Here is a 16,435-nt window from a genome sequence, read left to right on the forward strand (position 1 = left end):
TTTCGGAGCCATCTATGTGTTCGCTTTCGCTGCGGCCTGATAATTCGCTCTTACCCTATAGATAAGTTTGTCGATAGGTTCCAACATCTTGATTTCTCACCATGCTGCTATCCTAGCTATAGATCTCTAACTTTTAATCTAGTAGGTCTATCTCCTACTGAACATACCAGTTTCTCTGGACACACAACCGTGCTTGTGGTTTTCCCACACACGGCTCTTCAATATAGCTATTCTGCTTTGAAGTAGTACCATATAAAGAAAACTTTATTTTTGGCATTGGTAGCGGATTCCACTGCAAATAGTTATTAAACCATTTATAGCTTACTTTTCTACTACCTCTTCGGTTTATCCACTTATGTACCATTTGTACAGTTCTATAGTAAAACTTAGAGATCGATTGAAAATTACCGCTAATACCATAATAATTATAATGTCCTGTTAGTTTTGATTTTAGTGTTGGCCACCATTCTTTCAAAGCTATTTGAGATCTTATTGACTTTAACCATTCTTGAGTTTCTTTTAGTTTTCTTGCAAAACTACTCTTCATTGTCTTATGACCCATTACAAAGTATCCTTGCCTACTTTTTCCAAAATAGTGAGTAAAACCAAGAAAGTTAAATGTCTCCACTTTCTCTTTCCTTTTACTTGCTAGTTGCCAAGGTCGTCTACCAAACTTAACCTTCCTTGTTTTCTCTTCTGATATGCTTAATCCAAAAGCTTTTATCCTATCTTGTAGTAAGTTTAAAAATTCTTCTGCATCTTTAGCACTTTCACTACACACCACAAAATCATCACAGTATCTTATTAACTCAACATAGCCTTTAGCTTTTGACTTAAAGACTTTCTCAAACCATAGATCTAAGACATAATGTAAGTAAATATTTGCAAGTATTGGACTTGCTACTGAGCCTTGCGGTGTACCTTGATCACTGCTACTAACAACACCATCCTTAGTTGCTCCAGCTTTTAAAAGCCTTCTTATTAGCCACATAAAATTCTTGTCTAATATTCTTTCTTCTAAACACCTTTGCAACCAATAATGATTTATGTTATCGAAAAATTTTCTAATATCAACTTCTACAACATAGTTAATTGGCTTTTTCATCACTACTTCATTTAAGGCTTTTATTACTGAATGACAGCTTAAGTTAGGACGAAATCCATAAGAGCATTTTAGAAAATCTTGTTCATATATTGCTTCTAACAATTTCTTCACTGCTAATTGCACTATTTTATCTTCAACTGTTGAAATACCAAGCCCTCGCTTTTCTCTGCTGTTAATTTTAGGTATATATACCATTCTAACTGCACTAGCTCTGTAGCTTCTATCTTTTAGTCTCTGCACAAGGTTTTCTACATTCTCCTCTAGATTCTTGCCATATTCTTCAACCGTTACTTCATCTATGCCACAAGCTCTGTTCTTTTTCAGCTCTTTGTAACATTTAATAAGATTCTCCTTATTTACATGATGCACAAGTGCTGTAAATTTTAGCTTCTTATCTTCCTTAGCTTTAGCAGATATAAGTTTAAGTTTACTTTCCATTCTACTCTCTAACCTCCGTGTATTAGTGAATTAAGCGTACTTACACTAACGCTATATTGCTGACCCCTTCCCCATGTACATGGCTTTCCCATGCTCAGAGTACTATGAGTCAGTCCGACTTCCATTGTATCATCCTTTAATTCTTGCTCTTAACAGCTTGTTTTAAAGTACTCACTTGCGTAAGAATACAATGGATCTCCTAGGTTCAGGTAAATTCCATCTTGTAGCGTGTCATGGCCTGCGACTCCGGTAGAGCAATAGTTGCTTGCCTTACCGCAACTACACATCCTGTTTTCCATGAAATGAAGCATGTCAACCTCTACGATATCGTATATTTCGGAGCTTATATCCTTCACTTGCGTTACAACCCACTACATCCCTCCTCTCAGCTTCACATAATTCGTTACCTCCATATATGTGAAATTTGGTTCTACGCTGTTGGCTAAACTTTACGTAGGTTGGATTTTCACCAACTGTAATTTACCCGCTTTGCCTAGCACCATCATTATTATACCTTCCAAAGCATCTAGTAGAGCATCTCGATCTAAAATTAGGCTTATCATTATTATTATTTGGATTAAACATATCAAAATCAGCCATTCTATTTACTTCATATAAAGAATGACATTTTAGTCCTTGGGGCAGCGGGCAATCAAAATCATTCCTATATGGCATCAATTTACAACCAGAAGCGATAAAGCTTAACATTAATAACAACAGCAGATTAATTATTTTATTATTCATTAAAAATTACCCGGATATTGTTGTTCTGATTGCAAATCAATATCTGTCATTTCATAATCATCATTATTCTTAATAAAACGTTCTTGCAATTTAGTTTTTGCCTTAGAAAAACTTGTCACTTTATTCCCGGCATAATTTTGATAATTACTATAATTTGCTGCCTTTTGCGAATAATCAGTAGTAGTTGGTGGCAGTAATCTATCTACTTTGTCAGCCTCTTTATTCTCTCTTAAATTAAAACCTTTTCTGAATACTACATCTATTACTCTACCTGAAGCTACAACAATTACTGGACTCATGCTTTCTGCTCGTTTAATTGCAAAATCAGCAAGCTTTTCTAAAGCATTACCAGTGCCGGCATAAACACCAGCTTTTAGAGAATCCTGAGCTTTTAAAGCATTTTGTTGCCCGGTAATCGGTGACACCGGAAATATGCTATTTGTTGCCTGGTTCTGAAAAAATTGTGCTATCCCGCCAAGTACGCCGTTCAGTACCGCCATTCTTGCTACATCTGATGATCTATCAACAACTATCCCTTTAATGCCGGGTCTACCATCTTCTCCTATTAACCAGCCTTCTACCGGTTTTTCAATTATCTCTCCATTACTATTTAGTAAAGATACTGTCTCTAACCGGCATTTAGCCCGCTCTGATGAAATATCCCCAGTGCATGAACCAATTAAAATTGCTTCTTTGATTTGCTCCGTTTTATACCCTTTAGAAAAAATAGCTGTATCAACAAGCCTTATCATTTGGGCTCAGGCGAAGCTGCATTATTAGTGCCTGTTCCAACTACTACTCCGGTAAGCAGCACCCCTCGTGCAAAGCTGCCGGTAGTAATATAATCTTTAACGTCTTTTTTTATCCTTAAGTCAGCTCTTTTTACATAGCCAAGTAATCTTTTTACTGGAGCAGTAGGAGCAGCAACAATGCTTTGCTCAAGGTTATTATCTAGTAAATCTTCTATTTTTTGATTATTATTAAAATCATTGCCATCATATAATATAGTTTCTTCATGAGGCTTCTCTAATGATTCTAACTTTTGACTAAAATCATCAATTTTAGTTTTAGTTTCTAAATATTTATTCTCTATTAGCTTTTCCAAATGATTCTGCATGTTTTTGACTTCATTTAATATTTCTGCAGTCCATTTTGCCCTTGGATCTATGGCCTTTTCTATTCCGGATATTTCCCTTGATTGTCTATCTTCTTGTAAACCTCGGGAAGTTTTGACCTCATTTTCGGCAAATCCATAAAATACCAAAACCATTATCACGCCTAGGCAAGCTAAAGTTACTAATGGTCTGTTTTTAATTATCTCTATGAGTTCTGATAATCTTTTACTAAATGTAGATGGTAATTTATGATCCTCTACTGTACTTTGTAATTCTTCCTGCTTATTGAACTCTTGATCCATTGCTTTTAATCAATATCCTAATTATCTAACTGATTTTCATCCCACTAGAGACCCACTCTAAATAAAATCCTAAAATAATACCAATAGCTACAATTGCTCCGGCAAGTCTTAAATTACCCCTGACTACTGCCCAAATTGATGACAAAATCGTTGCCCCTGATATCCCGATAGTTTTCAGTTTACCGGTAGAGAGCCCACCAATGCGATCTAACTGTCCTTCTAATGTTTCTCCTAAAGCTACTTCAGATAGTATTACATTTACACAAAAAATTAATAATACCGGCAATAAAGGATATATTATTCTTAAACACTGTTTATTATTTTCTTTTTCTATTACATCTTTGTTTTTTACATTCATGATGCTTCTCTTTTTTGTTATTAGTTAACTTTATTACTTCTTGTTCTAAATCAAACTTAATAAGTCTAATTGGTGTTGGTTTAGTTTTAGTAAAATTCAGCATTAAATCTTGAATCGTACCATTTTCTCCAATTAGAGTTAGGTAAAGTTTACTGCTATTTTGCTGTGGTAAAATAAATAAACAGCCTGAATCATGTACTACTACTTCTGCAGCTTCCCTAGGGTGAATAAAGATATCGTTAATCTTTTCTCCTTCGATATTAATCCTAGTTGGAGCGTCTTTTGCTATTTGCAGCTCTAACAAAGAATCAGCATGTAACATATAGCTTATCCCATAAGCATTACTACTAAAGCTTGCAAGCATTATGCCAACAAAAACTACTAAGATCTGCAATTCTGACTTCAAACTCTTCATTGCTTATTTACCTCTTCTTCTTTAATACCAGTAAGTAACAACAAATGATTAGCTCCTCGCTTGTAAGTTAATAAATAAGTTTTATCAGCTGCTATATGCTTATTTTCTCCAAACCAATAACGAAATGTGCCGTTAATTAATACTCCATCCGCAATGACTTTTACTTTTTTAGGAAAAAATACTGATGAAACATTAGATCCTTTAACAAAATCTAAATGTTCCTTAAAAAATTTATCTAATTGCTCTGTATTACTAGATACCACCTTCATATCAGCTATTTGCCTCTCTACTCCTTCTGGCGAAGTAGTAAATAATTCTTTCATTACAAAAACTGCCCATTCTTTAAGATAAGTCTCATGATAGCTTCTAGATGATACTATCATCCGACGATCCGGCTCTATTGCCGGAATTAATAACCATTTTTCTTCCGTGCTAACTGTTTTAATCATCCCCAAAAGACTCGTAAACGCAAGCAGCAATGTGATCAGCAATAATCTCTTATTATATCTTACTAGTTCTTGTATGGAGCTTTGCTTAAATAAATGATCCATTACTTACCTACCTTTTTCCCAAGCAAATTAGGATAAGAAGTAGGAGCATATAGCCATTTCTTAGCGACTAAATAACTCTTAAGTACAAAATATTCCGATAATTTCTTAAACTTCTTAAATGCATAACAAAGTACAATACCAGCTATAATGCATATCATCCCAAGCTTAGCATGTCCGCTATTTAGTAACACTATCCCAGGTACTATACCAAGTAAGATAACTAACCACTCATCTAAGCTTAAGGCCATATATTTTAGTGGAGTAGAGAGTGACCAATATAATCTTTGATTAGCACAATTATTATTCATATTAATTAAGTGATATTTCCATTAATAGATAAGTTTTGCTAGTCATGACATTAACATCCTAATTTTTACATTGCCAGTGGAGTTTTAAGCCATAATAAAAAAAGCTGTAATTCATCTAAAACTGTGCCTATCTGGAGATGAATTCTATAGCTATATAAATGCATTTGTTGATAATTAGTAGTAAATTTGCTAATATTAATGAAATAAATTATTGGTGAGTTGTGTATGTTTAGAAGTGATGTAGAGTTAAAATTAGAATGTTTAAAACTTGCTATTCAGTCCTGCTGTAGTTATGACGCTGTGGATATTGCAAAACAATATTATCGTTTCCTTATAGAAAATAGTGAAAATGTGCCGGTTCAATTCCTTTTTAATAATAAAGCTAATTTAAATTAACCATTAATTCTAATTACTTATTTTAGAGTTAGTACGTTTCCAGAATTGTAACTGCTCTAGGGCTTCATCAGACCAAATGACTTTCAACTTTTATTACCTTCTTTTTTCTTCTTTACCTTCAAAAGGTATTCTGTAATATCTTCAGCAGGTACGCCACTATCATAATTCATCCACCACCCATCTTCAGCATTTTCTATTTGTACAATATCTGCTTTAGTAGTTGATAAAATATAATCTTTAATATCATTTATTATATTAGCTTTAAAAAATTCCTGTATCTGTTCTTTAGTAATAGTATTATCTGCATTCTCTATAGCTTCATACCAAATAGAATGTTTATGTGTTAAATGACGTAAATAAGCAGCTGAATGTTCACCATAAAAAGAATATACTTTGTGAAGTAATTTTTTTGTTGCTAAGTCATAAATAGCAAAGTCTATTTCTCCGGGCAAAGGAATTACATTATCTCTAAAGCTGCCAAATATTGAGCGTAAAGCCGGTACTACCGGCCCATGTTTCCAAGCCTTGATCTCTTCTTCAAACAACACTTTATCAAATAAAGCAAGATGAATGCCTTGAGCAAAATATATTAATTTCTGCAGCTTTAACTGGGTTATACTATCCCCTGCTTCTCTATCAACTAATACTAAAAAATAATTAGCTACATCAAAACAGCTCAGTACTTTAGCTTTTTCTTTAGTATTCATAATTATAAAATTCTTCATTGTTGTAAAATCTTCAAAAACTCAATAATTCTTAAGAATATAGAAGAAGCAAAAAAGGAATTTCCAAGCTTGTTGCAACAATTGCTTTACTACTTTCCTTTTCTAGCCTTTCTGTTCTTATAGAACTCACTTAATACAGGAGTTATTATAACATGAATATATTAATTAGCATATATTTAAGATTTTATATTTATAATAGTATTTACGGCTCTTTGCATATATTCTCGAGCAGTATCATTGGCAAGTCTAGTATACACTGCTGTTGATCTTGGATCTCTATGATTTAGAAGCTGTCCTATTACATATTGATTTGCTCCGGTCATTGCCATCCAGCTTGGTATTGTTCTCCTTAAATCATGGATCCTTAAATTTTCTATTCCTGCCTTTTTACAAATCCTCTTCCATGCTTTCTTTGGTTCCTGCAGGTGACCACTACTGCTGGTCTCACTTGGAAATACCCACATACTAGTAGATTGCTCTTTCCTGGCTTTTAATATTTCTACTGCCTGATCTAGTAAAGGTAAACGGTGAGGATCACCATTTTTGGTTTCTGGAAGATATAATTGTTTATCAGCAAAACTTACCTGTTCCCAACGCATAGTAAGTAAATTATCCTTACGAACTGATGTATACAAAGCTATTAAGAAAAAGTCTTGCATTACCTGGTTTTGCTCGTCTGCTATTGCTGTAAAAAATCGTGGTATTTCTTCCCTAGTTAAATACCTGTCTCTGGATTGTTCCTTGTGCTTCTTTATGCCAATAACTGGATTTATTGTCAGCAATTCCCATTCTATTGCTTTACTAAATACAGGACTTAAAACTTCAAGAAATCTATTAGCTCCATATTTACCGGTTTTAGTTAAATTATTAAATAATTCTTGAATATCTGTTTTTTGAATAGTAGATATTTTTCTAGGATATAAATGTTTTGCATATCTATCTACAGAAGCGGCATAATCTTTCCATCTTTTATTATTAATTTTACTATATTCATTAAGGTATTTATCATAAAGCTCCTTAAAGGTCAGTTCTTTTGATAATCTAGCTTTTTCTTCTACAGGATTATATCCTTTGGCGATCTCACCTTTTAATTCAGATGCTTTGGCTCTAGCATCAATAATTGATAGATCAGGGAACACACCTATTTTAATTCTATGATATTTCTTATCAAGTACTGTGCCCAAATAAAATATTTTACTACCACCATATGATACAATTAGCAATAATCCTTTTTCTTTGGTATCTTTATATACATCTCGTTTTGCCTGTGGAGCTTTAATTTCATGTAATGCTTCTTTAGTAAAAACTAGTGATTTAACTGACATAAATCCTCCCCAAGCTTAATTAATATATTAAACTGTAGTATGCTTTACTTAGAAAAACAAATCTTATGTTAAATAGGATTATACTTTAAAAAATGATGATTTATCTCGACTATATACAATTTAACAATTAATAGTTGCTATAATTTCTTATCAAATTCAAAAGGTCTAAATATAATTACCAGATAAAAATTGCTCATGAATTTGAACTAACTATATGCTCATCATATCCACATGTTATTTTTAGATTTGTACTATTTTTTTAATATTGACAAATAATTGCAACTCTACTACAGTTAAGCTGTAATTTTTTGGTACCCAAGGAAAGTACTATAAGTACAAGGGTTATGAGTACTAAATTAGTATATGAGAAAAAAGCAAAGAAGCAGGGAAAAAGAGGCTTTTAGGTTGACATCGTAAAGGTCGGGGGTTCGATCCCCCCATCGCCCACCACCTTATCTCCAGGGTTTTCACAGTTTAGTATTTTTAACAAAAAATTTATATGCTCCTTATATTCTCCTTTGAGATTAAGTTATCAGAGCTGTAACTGCTTTCAAATCTCTTCTATAACTGAGATTCAGGAGAAATATTATGCATAATATATTCTCCTCTTTTTCCACCTCTAACTCTAATAATAAGTTAAATATTAACAATAGTGATAATAGCTCTGTTATATTCTACAATTTTGTCGGTAATTTTATTCCACCTGAATGGAATAATCTGACCTCTAATAATGGTAAAATCTTAAGCAAAACTGCAAAACAACTCCTATCTCTAATAGTCTTCCGCTTGCAAATCTATCATAATAATAGTATTGATGAACTTCAGGAAACCTATCATTTCTTTGAGGAACACTTGGGAGTTTGTCAAGAACGTGTCAGACAGTGCCTGCTTGAGCTGAAAAATGGAGGTTTTATTGATCTGCACAAAGCAACAGTTGTAAAATATGGTATTAAATGTCGTAATACTCCTTGTATTAGACTAACTAGAAACTTCCAACCTTTTTCTCAGCAATCTTTAGATGAAAAAAATTTTGGCTTAACTCCAAATAAATTTGGGGTGAAGTCCAAAGAAGTTTTGGGGCAACCCCAAAAAAGTTTGGATGAGACAATATATATAGATAATAATAAAAATATATCTAATAAATCTAGATCTAGCAAATCTACAATTTTTCAAAATAAAAAAAATGAATCTAATTACAATAACCAAACTCAGTTACAAGAACAAAAACCTGAAGCAAATTTACAATGCAATGTTATAAAATCAATCAATGATGAACAACAAGGTGATAATATCAGTTCATCTAGTGCTAACATCACAACAGGTGCTACACGGATTAATACTGCACTGCAAGCAGTTATTGATAACATTTCTAAAAAATATAATCCTACAGAATCAAGTAGCAATAATGCTGCAATTACTGCTATTAATCATAAAAGCTGGTTCAAAAGAAAGAAATTAGCCGATTTTTATCCATTAAGCCAAGAAGATGCTGATTTACTGCAAGTAAAATCAAAGAGAGAATTTAACCTAGATTTTATCAACAAATTGCTCTTAAAGCTTGCAGGAGAATATTCCAATCACCATTTTGGCCATAAGAAAGTCCTACTGAACTATATGGCTAAAGCTTTAGCTCATGAGTTACGTGAAACTACTAAAGCTAATAATGCTACATTTCAGTTTAAATCTAGCGACTTAAACAACGCTAAAGAGCAATACCTAGATAAGATAGAAAGTAGCCTTGATACTAGCTTGCAAGCTCAGTTAAAACGTAAAATTGTTGGTAGTTTTGATCCTGATTCAGCTTATAAATTACTAAGCTCCTGCTTATTTATTGGGGTAGTAGGTAATAGCTATCAAATAAAACTGCTTAAAACTATTACGCTTTCAGAACATAGCAAAGATAAAATACTACAGCAAGTACAAATGATCTATGGCAGTAATATTAGGCAGTTACAAATCATACCATTTGCTGAACTTAAAGCGAAGCAGAATAATACTGAAGATGAAAAACAAAATTACCTACTGCAGCTTAGCAAGCAATTAAATACTGATTCAATATGGTATAAAGTGAGGAAATTTCTTATTGAACGTTATAACCAATATATTGATTTTGGGGTATTAAGTAAATTAGTAGTGGTAGAGGAAGATATAGTCAACAACAAGGTAATCCTTAAATCAACAACGGCTTTTAATGATTACTATGTTAGAAATCGTCATATGCAAGATCTAGAAGAAGCTTTTAAGACGCAAGATTATTGCTTTGAATTAATCAAGTTTGAATATAACTAAGCTATTGTGGTAATTGATAATTTGTAATAACTACTTCATCAGATATTTTATTGTGCTCAGGCATAGAATATTTAACCTTAATAGTACTAATATTAAAATTTTTGTATAAGTTTCTAATAAAGGGAGTATTACTATTAGAAATCATTATTTTTATACCTTGATTATTGAGTTCTGTAGCAAAATCTTTAAGTCTCGTTTGCTCATTTTCATCAAAGGGTAATCTGGTATAAAACTTCTCACCTGATTTATGATAAGGAGGATCAAAATAAACAAAATCACCTTTTTGTGGTTCAATGAACGAAAAATCCATAGCACAAATAGATGTGTCAGCTAAAAGCTGACTACACTGTTTTAATCGAGAAGCAAGATCAGATTTACTATAATTCCTACCAGAGAAAGTTTGAGCTGGTTTGCCATCAATATTAATCCGGTAAATGCCTTTAAATGAATATCTATTAAGATAGATAAATCTTGCGGTAATCTTTGCTGGGTCGTTACTGTCATTATTACTTCTAACTTGATAATAATGTTCTTTAGAGTGTTTTTCTTTATAGGAGTCTAGTAATTTACTAACCTTATCTGGATTCTTCTTTATTGCGTTATAGCTAGTTACTAGCTCTAGATTAATATCAGATAAATAGCATTGTTTAAATTTATCTCTAATTTGAAAAAATAAAGCCCCACCACCAAGGAATGGTTCATAGTAGTTATTCAGTGTTGATGGAAAAAACTTAATTAATTGATCGGCAATTTTTCTTTTACCACCAACCCATTGTAGGAATGGTTGTGTTTTGTTTGAGTTATTTACTGACATGAAATTATTATTCAAATATTTACACTATAATTATAGTATAAAATAGGCTTAAATGCCAGCAAAATACTGTATTACAAGAGATTTTGGTGTTTTTTATAGCATAATTAATGCTGATTTTGATTTATATGTAATGGATAAAGAGTTGAGATAATAAACAATATTAATTTAGCACTGTCTCATTTGTGCAGCTGTTTGCCTAATTGTATAAAAATCTGTCAAAAAAGCTCTTAAATCCTCTGTACTTCACAGAATTGTGGTGATATCTGTCCTTGTTAAGAGCTGCATGGTGCAACTCTAGTTCAGAGGTTAAATTCAAGACTTCAACATTCTAACACTTTAACCTCTGAGCTGTTTTCTTAACTTTAACAGCAAGGAAATGCTATGACAATTAATAACCAAAATCAACAAAAAGATAATCATAATGTTACTAACCTTACTAAAACAAATTGGAATCTTCAATTATCTCCCATATCTGTCACATTAATACCATATCAGCAAGAAGAGAATATCATTAACTCGACAATCACAAATTATACTGATATAATTAAATATAAATTAGAGTTACAAGAAGCAAATAATAAATTGAAAGAATCTGAGTTATTTAAAAGAGATGTGGTGCAAAATATGGTACATGGATTAAAGATTCCATGTAATGGGATTTTTTCATTAGTAACAGCCCTTTATGAAATAGAGGATCATCCTGAAAAAAAGGATTATTTAGCTAGTGTGGTAAGTTGTGCTGAAGAATTACTGAATTATTATAACAATATACTTAGTTATCTACAGAATAATTCTGGATTACCTCCTATAGTTTTAAATAAGTTTGATCCAAAACAGTTGGTAAATAAGATTATTGATAAAGCGATGCCAATAGCTCAACGTAAGGGATTAAATTTATCTTGTAATTTTCAGTATGATTTAACAAATGCTATAATTAGTGATACTTATCGAATAGGAGCAATATTAGAACAGTTAATAGATAATTCTATTAACTTTACTAAAGCAGGAAAAGTTGTGGTAACAGTGAACATGTTTGCTATTAGTCCTGCATTATCAGAATCAGAACAACAAAACAGAGAAATGGTATTCCAATTTATGGTGCATGATAGTGGCATTGGTCTGTCTAAAGAAATCAGGCAACATCTTCATGAAAAGATTGATAAATTTGATGTTGCTACGCAATATCATGGACTTGGATCAGGATTAAGTTTTGTAAAGCGTCTAATTGGTGAGCTAAATGGAGAGATTGAAGTAACAAGTGAAAAAGGTAAAAGTACTACTATTGTCTGTAATATACCTGTTAAATTACCTCTTCTTGATGATCTGATTTATGATACATAATGTTGATATTGATAAGGTTTTGATGATTATATATTAACTAATAATGATGATTTTCTTGATTATTGTGCTTCACTTGCTACACTTAAGTAAATTATAGTAAGGAAGGATATATGGCAAGAAGTCAAGAAAATCATCAAAAAACTATAGATCCTATTGTAGGAAAGTTAAAACCTAAGGGTATAGATCTTGAATTAGAAAAAGTAAAAATTACAGCTCTATCAAATTGCCGATACAGTAAAAGGCTATTAACTAAGATCATATTTATTAATAAGATTTCTAAGAACATGGTTGATCTTAATAAAATTAAAAAAGCAATTTATTTTGCTAAAAAGTATCATAGCAGGCAAAAGAGAGAAACAGGAGAATTCTATTACTCACATCCTTTAGAAGTAGCATATATGGTTTCTGATTATTTATTTAGAACAGATATTATAGTAACTAGCATATTGCATGATTGTATTGAAGATACGTTACTTACTAAAGAAATGATTATACAAGAATTTGGCCATAAGATTGCTAATCAAGTTGAAGATTTAACACGAGTTAAAAATGATAAAAAAATTAGTTCAGCAGAAATAGTTAAAATATTATATCAGCAAAAGAAAAAAGAGTTGCTATTAATTAAATTATTTGATCGATTACATAATATACAAACAGTCGGAGCTAAAATTCCTGAGAAAGGATGGAAAATAATTTTAGAGACTTTACAATTTTTCTTAACTATTGCTACTTATCTCAAGGTACCGAGAGTTGCAAGGCAATTATATACACATTGCTTAAATATAGCTGCAAATTACAAAAAATTAAATGTACTGAGAGTGTTGCAAGATAAAATTTTTATTTCAGAATGAAAGTATAGGTTAATTTGATTGATGAAAAACAATGTATATTACATCCATATATGTACAAGATGCTAAATAAATATAACATGCCTTTATATAATGAGCAAACTGAGCCTGATATAAAAGAAAAAATAATATCCTATTATGCTAATCATCCAGAAGTTGATGATGCTCAAGACATCATTGATTTATTAGGGCAAGTAGAAATTACCTAAACAAAAACCTAGATTTAGTATTATGAATACGTATTTCTTAATAGTGATGAGTTATAAGAAAAGATTATTACAATTTAAAGGTAATAATAGAACCAAAGGTTATTATATAATAATACTATTACTTTTTATATTTGATAATATTATTGCACATGCTAATTCAACAGTGATATCTTCATGTGATAAAATACCTTTAGGTTATAACGATAGGATCTTTCAAATTAAGGTTAACTATCCAACTAAAATTCATAATACAGAAAAACCATGGCAACACATATCATTTAAAGAGGAGCCATCAAAATATGGCTATACAGTGTTAAAATATATATATAATGGCAATATTAACTGTGATTTTGATTTGCACTGTAATAAGATTGCTAATTGGTATCATGCACCATGGATGCATTATGGGGTTACTGGTAGAGAATTTGTGCACGGTTTAACCAGAGAGAGATCATTTAAACCCGGTGAGTTACATAGTAAGCAAAAGTCTATAATACAAAATTGGGCAATCTCTATTGTTAATGAACAAGGAGCTTACACATATGGACAGGTATGGCGAGATATCAACAAACCCGATATTACCAAAGGTATATTCCTAGATGGTACAGTTAGTGCAAAATTAGTATTTACAGAGGCAACACCAGAAGATATCCCAACTCTTAAAAACAGTATTACCTGGACTGGTTATATTAATCAGAATAACAAAGGTACGCCAAAAGTATTTAAACAACTGAGATTATTTCAAATTGACTTTTTAGTTAAAGATAGGCGTTCAAAGGAAACAGGATGGGTTGCAGGTACATTTATTTATGATAATACTATGAATAATGAAAACCCATGGTTTAATATGAAATTAGTAGGTATTACGTGGGGTAATGATCCTAATTATTTTACATCAAGTTACGAGAATAGAAAAAAACTATCAGAGTGTTGGATCAATCCTAATGTATCTACAAACTCTTTAGGATATTTAGGTAGACTTAATGGCCCCATAGATAATAAAAACTCTTCATGCCTATCATGCCATAGTACAGCACAATATCCTGAAAAATCTCCATCAGTACCACCAGCAAATGCAACAGAAGCAGAAATAAAATATTGGTTTAGAAATCTAAACGAACAATCATTTAATAATGGAACGTTTAATTTTGATTATTCTAAGCAAATAAGCCATAGTGTTAAGAACTATTATAGTGCTCAAAAAGAAAACGATCCTATTGGATGTAATACTTTTAATCAACTACTACCGGCTGAGAGCCGGTAGGTTGGTTAAGTTGTGAGATTCATGTAAGATATACTGAACTCATGGTATGGACCTCCTGATATACAGAATGAAAAGCAGTTGCTAATCTTCTAGAGTTAATATTAAATATATTAAAACAACTAATTCAGGAGGTCCATATGGAAGTTACCACAATTGGTATAGATATTGCAAAAAGAATTTTTCAAATTCATGGTGTATGTTAGCAACGGAAGTAAAATGATACAGAGCAACGGCTAAAAATTGATACAGTATTAAAGTAGAATCCTCTGGATAAGGAGGTAATGAACAATGATAATACTGGAGCAAATAATGGAAATAAAAATATTGAATAAACATGGTAAAAGCCTAAGAACAATAGCCGGAGAAGTAGGTGTATCAGCTCATAAAGAAGGAAAGATACTTGTACTTCAGGACACTACAGAGTTTTCATATAATATAGAATAAAAGCTGAAGATATAGGCTGGACTCAAAACATCCATACAGGTAAGGATATAATGGGTAGACCTATCTTGCATAAAAAATGTGGTATTTTAATGCATTCAAGTTTAGCAATAACTGACAATGGTTTGAGGTGGTACCCTTTGTCTAGACAAATTTTTTAAATTTTAGAGGTGTAATTCTCCTTTATTAATGTATTGGTTTTTCAAAGTAAAGTTTGCATTTTCTATGTCATATAGCCTCTTGGTAATTTTCTAGTTTTTCTGCAAAATGTATCATTTTAGGTGTCTTATATTCAAGCGATTGATGAGGTCTTTGCTTATTATAAAATTCTATATAATCTCTGATAGCTATCTTTGCTTCACGTACCGTTTCAAGATCAAAACGATAAATCTTCTCTTGTTTCAAAGATCTCCAAAAACGTTCAATAAATACATTATCTAAGGCTCTGCCTTTGCCGTCCATACTAATAGCTATGCCTTGTTGCTCAAGTATTTGAGTAAAATCTTTTGATGTAAACTGTACTCCCTGATCCGTATTAAAAATGTCAGGCTTGCCATGTATAGATATTGCTTCATTTAGAGCTTCAATACAAAAATCATTTTCTAAACTAATCGACACCCGCCAACTCAAAATATAACGACTATACCAATCCATTATAGCAACCAAATATACAAAACCTTGCTTTAATCTTATGTAAGTAATATCTGCACAGTAAACTTGATTGGAGCAAACCACCTCTATATTATTTAATAGATATGGGTATACTTTATGAGCCTGATTCCTACGGCTTAAATTAATTTTTGGGTATACTGCTTCAATACCAAGTATTTTATAATATTTTCTTATCATCTTACGACTAACATTTAACCCTTCCGATTTTAGGACATGAGACATTCTTCTAGTACCATAATAGGGATGCTCTGTAAAAATCTCATCAATTCTGTTCAGTACTCTATACTCCTTATCATCTAAGGTATTCCTAGTTCGGTAATAGTAACTTGAGCGGTTTAAATCTAAAAGTTCGCATTGTCTTGCTATGGTTAATTTTGAAGCATAACTTATCATTTTTTTCCTAACCTCTAAATCCAAAGATACTAGATTTTTTTTTGAGCCAGTCTCTTTCAACTGTTAACTGGCCTATTTGCTCAAATAATGATTTAATTAAATCTTCTTGGCCGGTATCTTGTTGTTTAGATTTCGATTTAAATCCAGAAACCATAAAATCTAAAGCTTCTTTCTTCCATTTATAAATCTGATTAGCGTGAACACCATATTTGCTGGTAATTTGAGCTATAGTCATTTCTCCAGATATTGCTTCAATTGCTATTTTTGCTTTTTCTTCTGCGCTATATTTTTTAACTTGTTTTTTCATTTTTTGCTCCTTTTCCTAGGAGATATTATACCTACTTTTCTCTATTTTCTTGTCTAGTTTTTGGGTACCATTATA

General features: G+C 31.7%; 18 protein-coding genes and 1 pseudogene. 7 read left to right on the forward strand and 12 right to left on the reverse strand.

Annotation, left to right across the window (positions count from 1 at the left end):
- Nucleotides 1-154: 154 nt before the first annotated feature.
- The 7 genes and pseudogenes from ltrA to AAHM91_RS01570 form a co-directional block, all read right to left on the reverse strand.
- Complete coding sequence (ltrA, locus tag AAHM91_RS01540; protein WP_342269647.1) at nt 155-1,543, reverse strand: group II intron reverse transcriptase/maturase; 1,389 nt, start codon at nt 1,541-1,543, stop codon at nt 155-157.
- A 480-nt stretch (nt 1,544-2,023) separates the two neighbouring features.
- On the reverse strand, nt 2,024-2,287 hold the full coding sequence (locus tag AAHM91_RS01545; protein WP_342269648.1) for a conjugal transfer protein TraV: 264 nt from the start codon (nt 2,285-2,287) through the stop codon (nt 2,024-2,026).
- Nucleotides 2,287-3,704 (reverse strand): annotated as a pseudogene (locus AAHM91_RS01550) (TraB/VirB10 family protein). Before AAHM91_RS01550 ends, AAHM91_RS01545 begins: the two are co-directional and overlap by 1 nt.
- A gap of 25 nt (nt 3,705-3,729) precedes the next feature.
- On the reverse strand, nt 3,730-4,062 hold the full coding sequence (locus AAHM91_RS01555) for a hypothetical protein (protein ID WP_342256952.1): 333 nt from the start codon (nt 4,060-4,062) through the stop codon (nt 3,730-3,732).
- Nucleotides 4,022-4,477 carry a hypothetical protein gene (locus AAHM91_RS01560; protein WP_342256951.1) on the reverse strand — a complete coding sequence of 152 codons (456 nt, stop codon included), beginning with the start codon at nt 4,475-4,477 and terminating at the stop codon, nt 4,022-4,024. Before AAHM91_RS01560 ends, AAHM91_RS01555 begins: the two co-directional genes overlap by 41 nt.
- Nucleotides 4,474-5,028: a TraE/TraK family type IV conjugative transfer system protein gene (locus AAHM91_RS01565; protein WP_342256950.1), complete on the reverse strand. Its 555-nt coding sequence runs from the start codon at nt 5,026-5,028 to the stop codon at nt 4,474-4,476. Before AAHM91_RS01565 ends, AAHM91_RS01560 begins: the two co-directional genes overlap by 4 nt.
- Nucleotides 5,028-5,336, reverse strand: a complete 309-nt coding sequence (locus tag AAHM91_RS01570; RefSeq protein ID WP_341789754.1) for a hypothetical protein — start codon at nt 5,334-5,336, stop codon at nt 5,028-5,030. The genes AAHM91_RS01565 and AAHM91_RS01570 overlap by 1 nt, the downstream gene beginning before the upstream one ends.
- A 225-nt stretch (nt 5,337-5,561) precedes the next feature.
- Here AAHM91_RS01570 and AAHM91_RS01575 point away from each other — a divergent pair, with 225 nt between their 5' ends.
- Complete coding sequence (locus tag AAHM91_RS01575) at nt 5,562-5,732, forward strand: hypothetical protein (protein WP_342269649.1); 171 nt, start codon at nt 5,562-5,564, stop codon at nt 5,730-5,732.
- 83 nt (nt 5,733-5,815) lie between these two features.
- On the opposite strand, the gene AAHM91_RS01580 is transcribed toward AAHM91_RS01575, so the two are convergent.
- Together AAHM91_RS01580 and AAHM91_RS01585 are read right to left on the reverse strand one after the other, a co-directional pair.
- The gene (locus AAHM91_RS01580; RefSeq protein ID WP_342269650.1) at nt 5,816-6,457 is read right to left on the reverse strand and encodes a Panacea domain-containing protein; all 642 of its coding nucleotides are present in this window, start codon (nt 6,455-6,457) and stop codon (nt 5,816-5,818) included.
- 176 nt (nt 6,458-6,633) lie between these two features.
- Nucleotides 6,634-7,782 carry a tyrosine-type recombinase/integrase gene (locus AAHM91_RS01585; protein WP_253308682.1) on the reverse strand — a complete coding sequence of 383 codons (1,149 nt, stop codon included), beginning with the start codon at nt 7,780-7,782 and terminating at the stop codon, nt 6,634-6,636.
- A gap of 588 nt (nt 7,783-8,370) precedes the next feature.
- Between AAHM91_RS01585 and AAHM91_RS01590 the strand changes: the two genes are divergently transcribed.
- A complete protein-coding gene (locus AAHM91_RS01590) occupies nt 8,371-10,071 on the forward strand; it encodes a hypothetical protein (RefSeq protein WP_342269651.1) in 1,701 nt (566 codons plus the stop codon).
- A 1-nt stretch (nt 10,072) separates the two neighbouring features.
- On the opposite strand, the gene AAHM91_RS01595 is transcribed toward AAHM91_RS01590, so the two are convergent.
- A complete protein-coding gene (locus AAHM91_RS01595) occupies nt 10,073-10,885 on the reverse strand; it encodes a DNA adenine methylase (RefSeq protein WP_342269652.1) in 813 nt (270 codons plus the stop codon).
- 381 nt (nt 10,886-11,266) lie between these two features.
- Between AAHM91_RS01595 and AAHM91_RS01600 the strand changes: the two genes are divergently transcribed.
- The 5 genes from AAHM91_RS01600 to AAHM91_RS01620 all read left to right on the forward strand — a co-directional run bounded on the left by AAHM91_RS01600 (nt 11,267) and on the right by AAHM91_RS01620 (nt 14,991).
- Entirely contained in the window at nt 11,267-12,226 is a 960-nt protein-coding gene (locus tag AAHM91_RS01600) for a sensor histidine kinase (RefSeq protein WP_342269653.1), read from the forward strand.
- A gap of 110 nt (nt 12,227-12,336) precedes the next feature.
- Nucleotides 12,337-13,077 carry an HD domain-containing protein gene (locus AAHM91_RS01605; RefSeq protein ID WP_342269654.1) on the forward strand — a complete coding sequence of 247 codons (741 nt, stop codon included), beginning with the start codon at nt 12,337-12,339 and terminating at the stop codon, nt 13,075-13,077.
- A 14-nt stretch (nt 13,078-13,091) separates the two neighbouring features.
- Nucleotides 13,092-13,283 carry a hypothetical protein gene (locus AAHM91_RS01610; protein ID WP_342269655.1) on the forward strand — a complete coding sequence of 64 codons (192 nt, stop codon included), beginning with the start codon at nt 13,092-13,094 and terminating at the stop codon, nt 13,281-13,283.
- Nucleotides 13,284-13,329: 46 nt separating this feature from the next.
- Complete coding sequence (locus AAHM91_RS01615; RefSeq protein WP_342269656.1) at nt 13,330-14,547, forward strand: hypothetical protein; 1,218 nt, start codon at nt 13,330-13,332, stop codon at nt 14,545-14,547.
- Nucleotides 14,548-14,835: 288 nt separating this feature from the next.
- A complete protein-coding gene (locus AAHM91_RS01620) occupies nt 14,836-14,991 on the forward strand; it encodes a hypothetical protein (protein WP_342269657.1) in 156 nt (51 codons plus the stop codon).
- A 225-nt stretch (nt 14,992-15,216) separates the two neighbouring features.
- Here AAHM91_RS01620 and AAHM91_RS01625 read toward each other — a convergent pair whose 3' ends face one another.
- Together AAHM91_RS01625 and AAHM91_RS01630 are read right to left on the reverse strand one after the other, a co-directional pair.
- The gene (locus tag AAHM91_RS01625; protein WP_342269450.1) at nt 15,217-16,053 is read right to left on the reverse strand and encodes an IS3 family transposase; all 837 of its coding nucleotides are present in this window, start codon (nt 16,051-16,053) and stop codon (nt 15,217-15,219) included.
- Between the two features lie 7 nt (nt 16,054-16,060).
- A complete protein-coding gene (locus AAHM91_RS01630) occupies nt 16,061-16,360 on the reverse strand; it encodes a transposase (protein WP_045812944.1) in 300 nt (99 codons plus the stop codon).
- Nucleotides 16,361-16,435: the final 75 nt, after the last annotated feature.

The sequence above is a fragment of the Rickettsia endosymbiont of Orchestes rusci genome, from assembly GCF_964030945.1.
Taxonomy (GTDB): Bacteria; Pseudomonadota; Alphaproteobacteria; order Rickettsiales; family Rickettsiaceae; genus Rickettsia.

Excerpts from the sequence above, each read along its gene's own strand:
- ltrA (WP_342269647.1), bottom strand. The coding sequence starts at position 1,543 with ATGGAAAGTAAACTTAAACTTATATCTGCTAAAGCTAAGGAAGATAAG.
- AAHM91_RS01545 (WP_342269648.1), bottom strand. The coding sequence starts at position 2,287 with ATGAATAATAAAATAATTAATCTGCTGTTGTTATTAATGTTAAGCTTT.
- AAHM91_RS01555 (WP_342256952.1), bottom strand. The coding sequence starts at position 4,062 with ATGAATGTAAAAAACAAAGATGTAATAGAAAAAGAAAATAATAAACAG.
- AAHM91_RS01560 (WP_342256951.1), bottom strand. The coding sequence starts at position 4,477 with ATGAAGAGTTTGAAGTCAGAATTGCAGATCTTAGTAGTTTTTGTTGGC.
- AAHM91_RS01565 (WP_342256950.1), bottom strand. The coding sequence starts at position 5,028 with ATGGATCATTTATTTAAGCAAAGCTCCATACAAGAACTAGTAAGATAT.
- AAHM91_RS01570 (WP_341789754.1), bottom strand. The coding sequence starts at position 5,336 with ATGAATAATAATTGTGCTAATCAAAGATTATATTGGTCACTCTCTACT.
- AAHM91_RS01575 (WP_342269649.1), top strand. The coding sequence starts at position 5,562 with ATGTTTAGAAGTGATGTAGAGTTAAAATTAGAATGTTTAAAACTTGCT.
- AAHM91_RS01580 (WP_342269650.1), bottom strand. The coding sequence starts at position 6,457 with ATGAAGAATTTTATAATTATGAATACTAAAGAAAAAGCTAAAGTACTG.
- AAHM91_RS01585 (WP_253308682.1), bottom strand. The coding sequence starts at position 7,782 with ATGTCAGTTAAATCACTAGTTTTTACTAAAGAAGCATTACATGAAATT.
- AAHM91_RS01590 (WP_342269651.1), top strand. The coding sequence starts at position 8,371 with ATGCATAATATATTCTCCTCTTTTTCCACCTCTAACTCTAATAATAAG.
- AAHM91_RS01595 (WP_342269652.1), bottom strand. The coding sequence starts at position 10,885 with ATGTCAGTAAATAACTCAAACAAAACACAACCATTCCTACAATGGGTT.
- AAHM91_RS01600 (WP_342269653.1), top strand. The coding sequence starts at position 11,267 with ATGACAATTAATAACCAAAATCAACAAAAAGATAATCATAATGTTACT.
- AAHM91_RS01605 (WP_342269654.1), top strand. The coding sequence starts at position 12,337 with ATGGCAAGAAGTCAAGAAAATCATCAAAAAACTATAGATCCTATTGTA.
- AAHM91_RS01615 (WP_342269656.1), top strand. The coding sequence starts at position 13,330 with ATGAGTTATAAGAAAAGATTATTACAATTTAAAGGTAATAATAGAACC.
- AAHM91_RS01620 (WP_342269657.1), top strand. The coding sequence starts at position 14,836 with ATGATAATACTGGAGCAAATAATGGAAATAAAAATATTGAATAAACAT.
- AAHM91_RS01625 (WP_342269450.1), bottom strand. The coding sequence starts at position 16,053 with ATGATAAGTTATGCTTCAAAATTAACCATAGCAAGACAATGCGAACTT.
- AAHM91_RS01630 (WP_045812944.1), bottom strand. The coding sequence starts at position 16,360 with ATGAAAAAACAAGTTAAAAAATATAGCGCAGAAGAAAAAGCAAAAATA.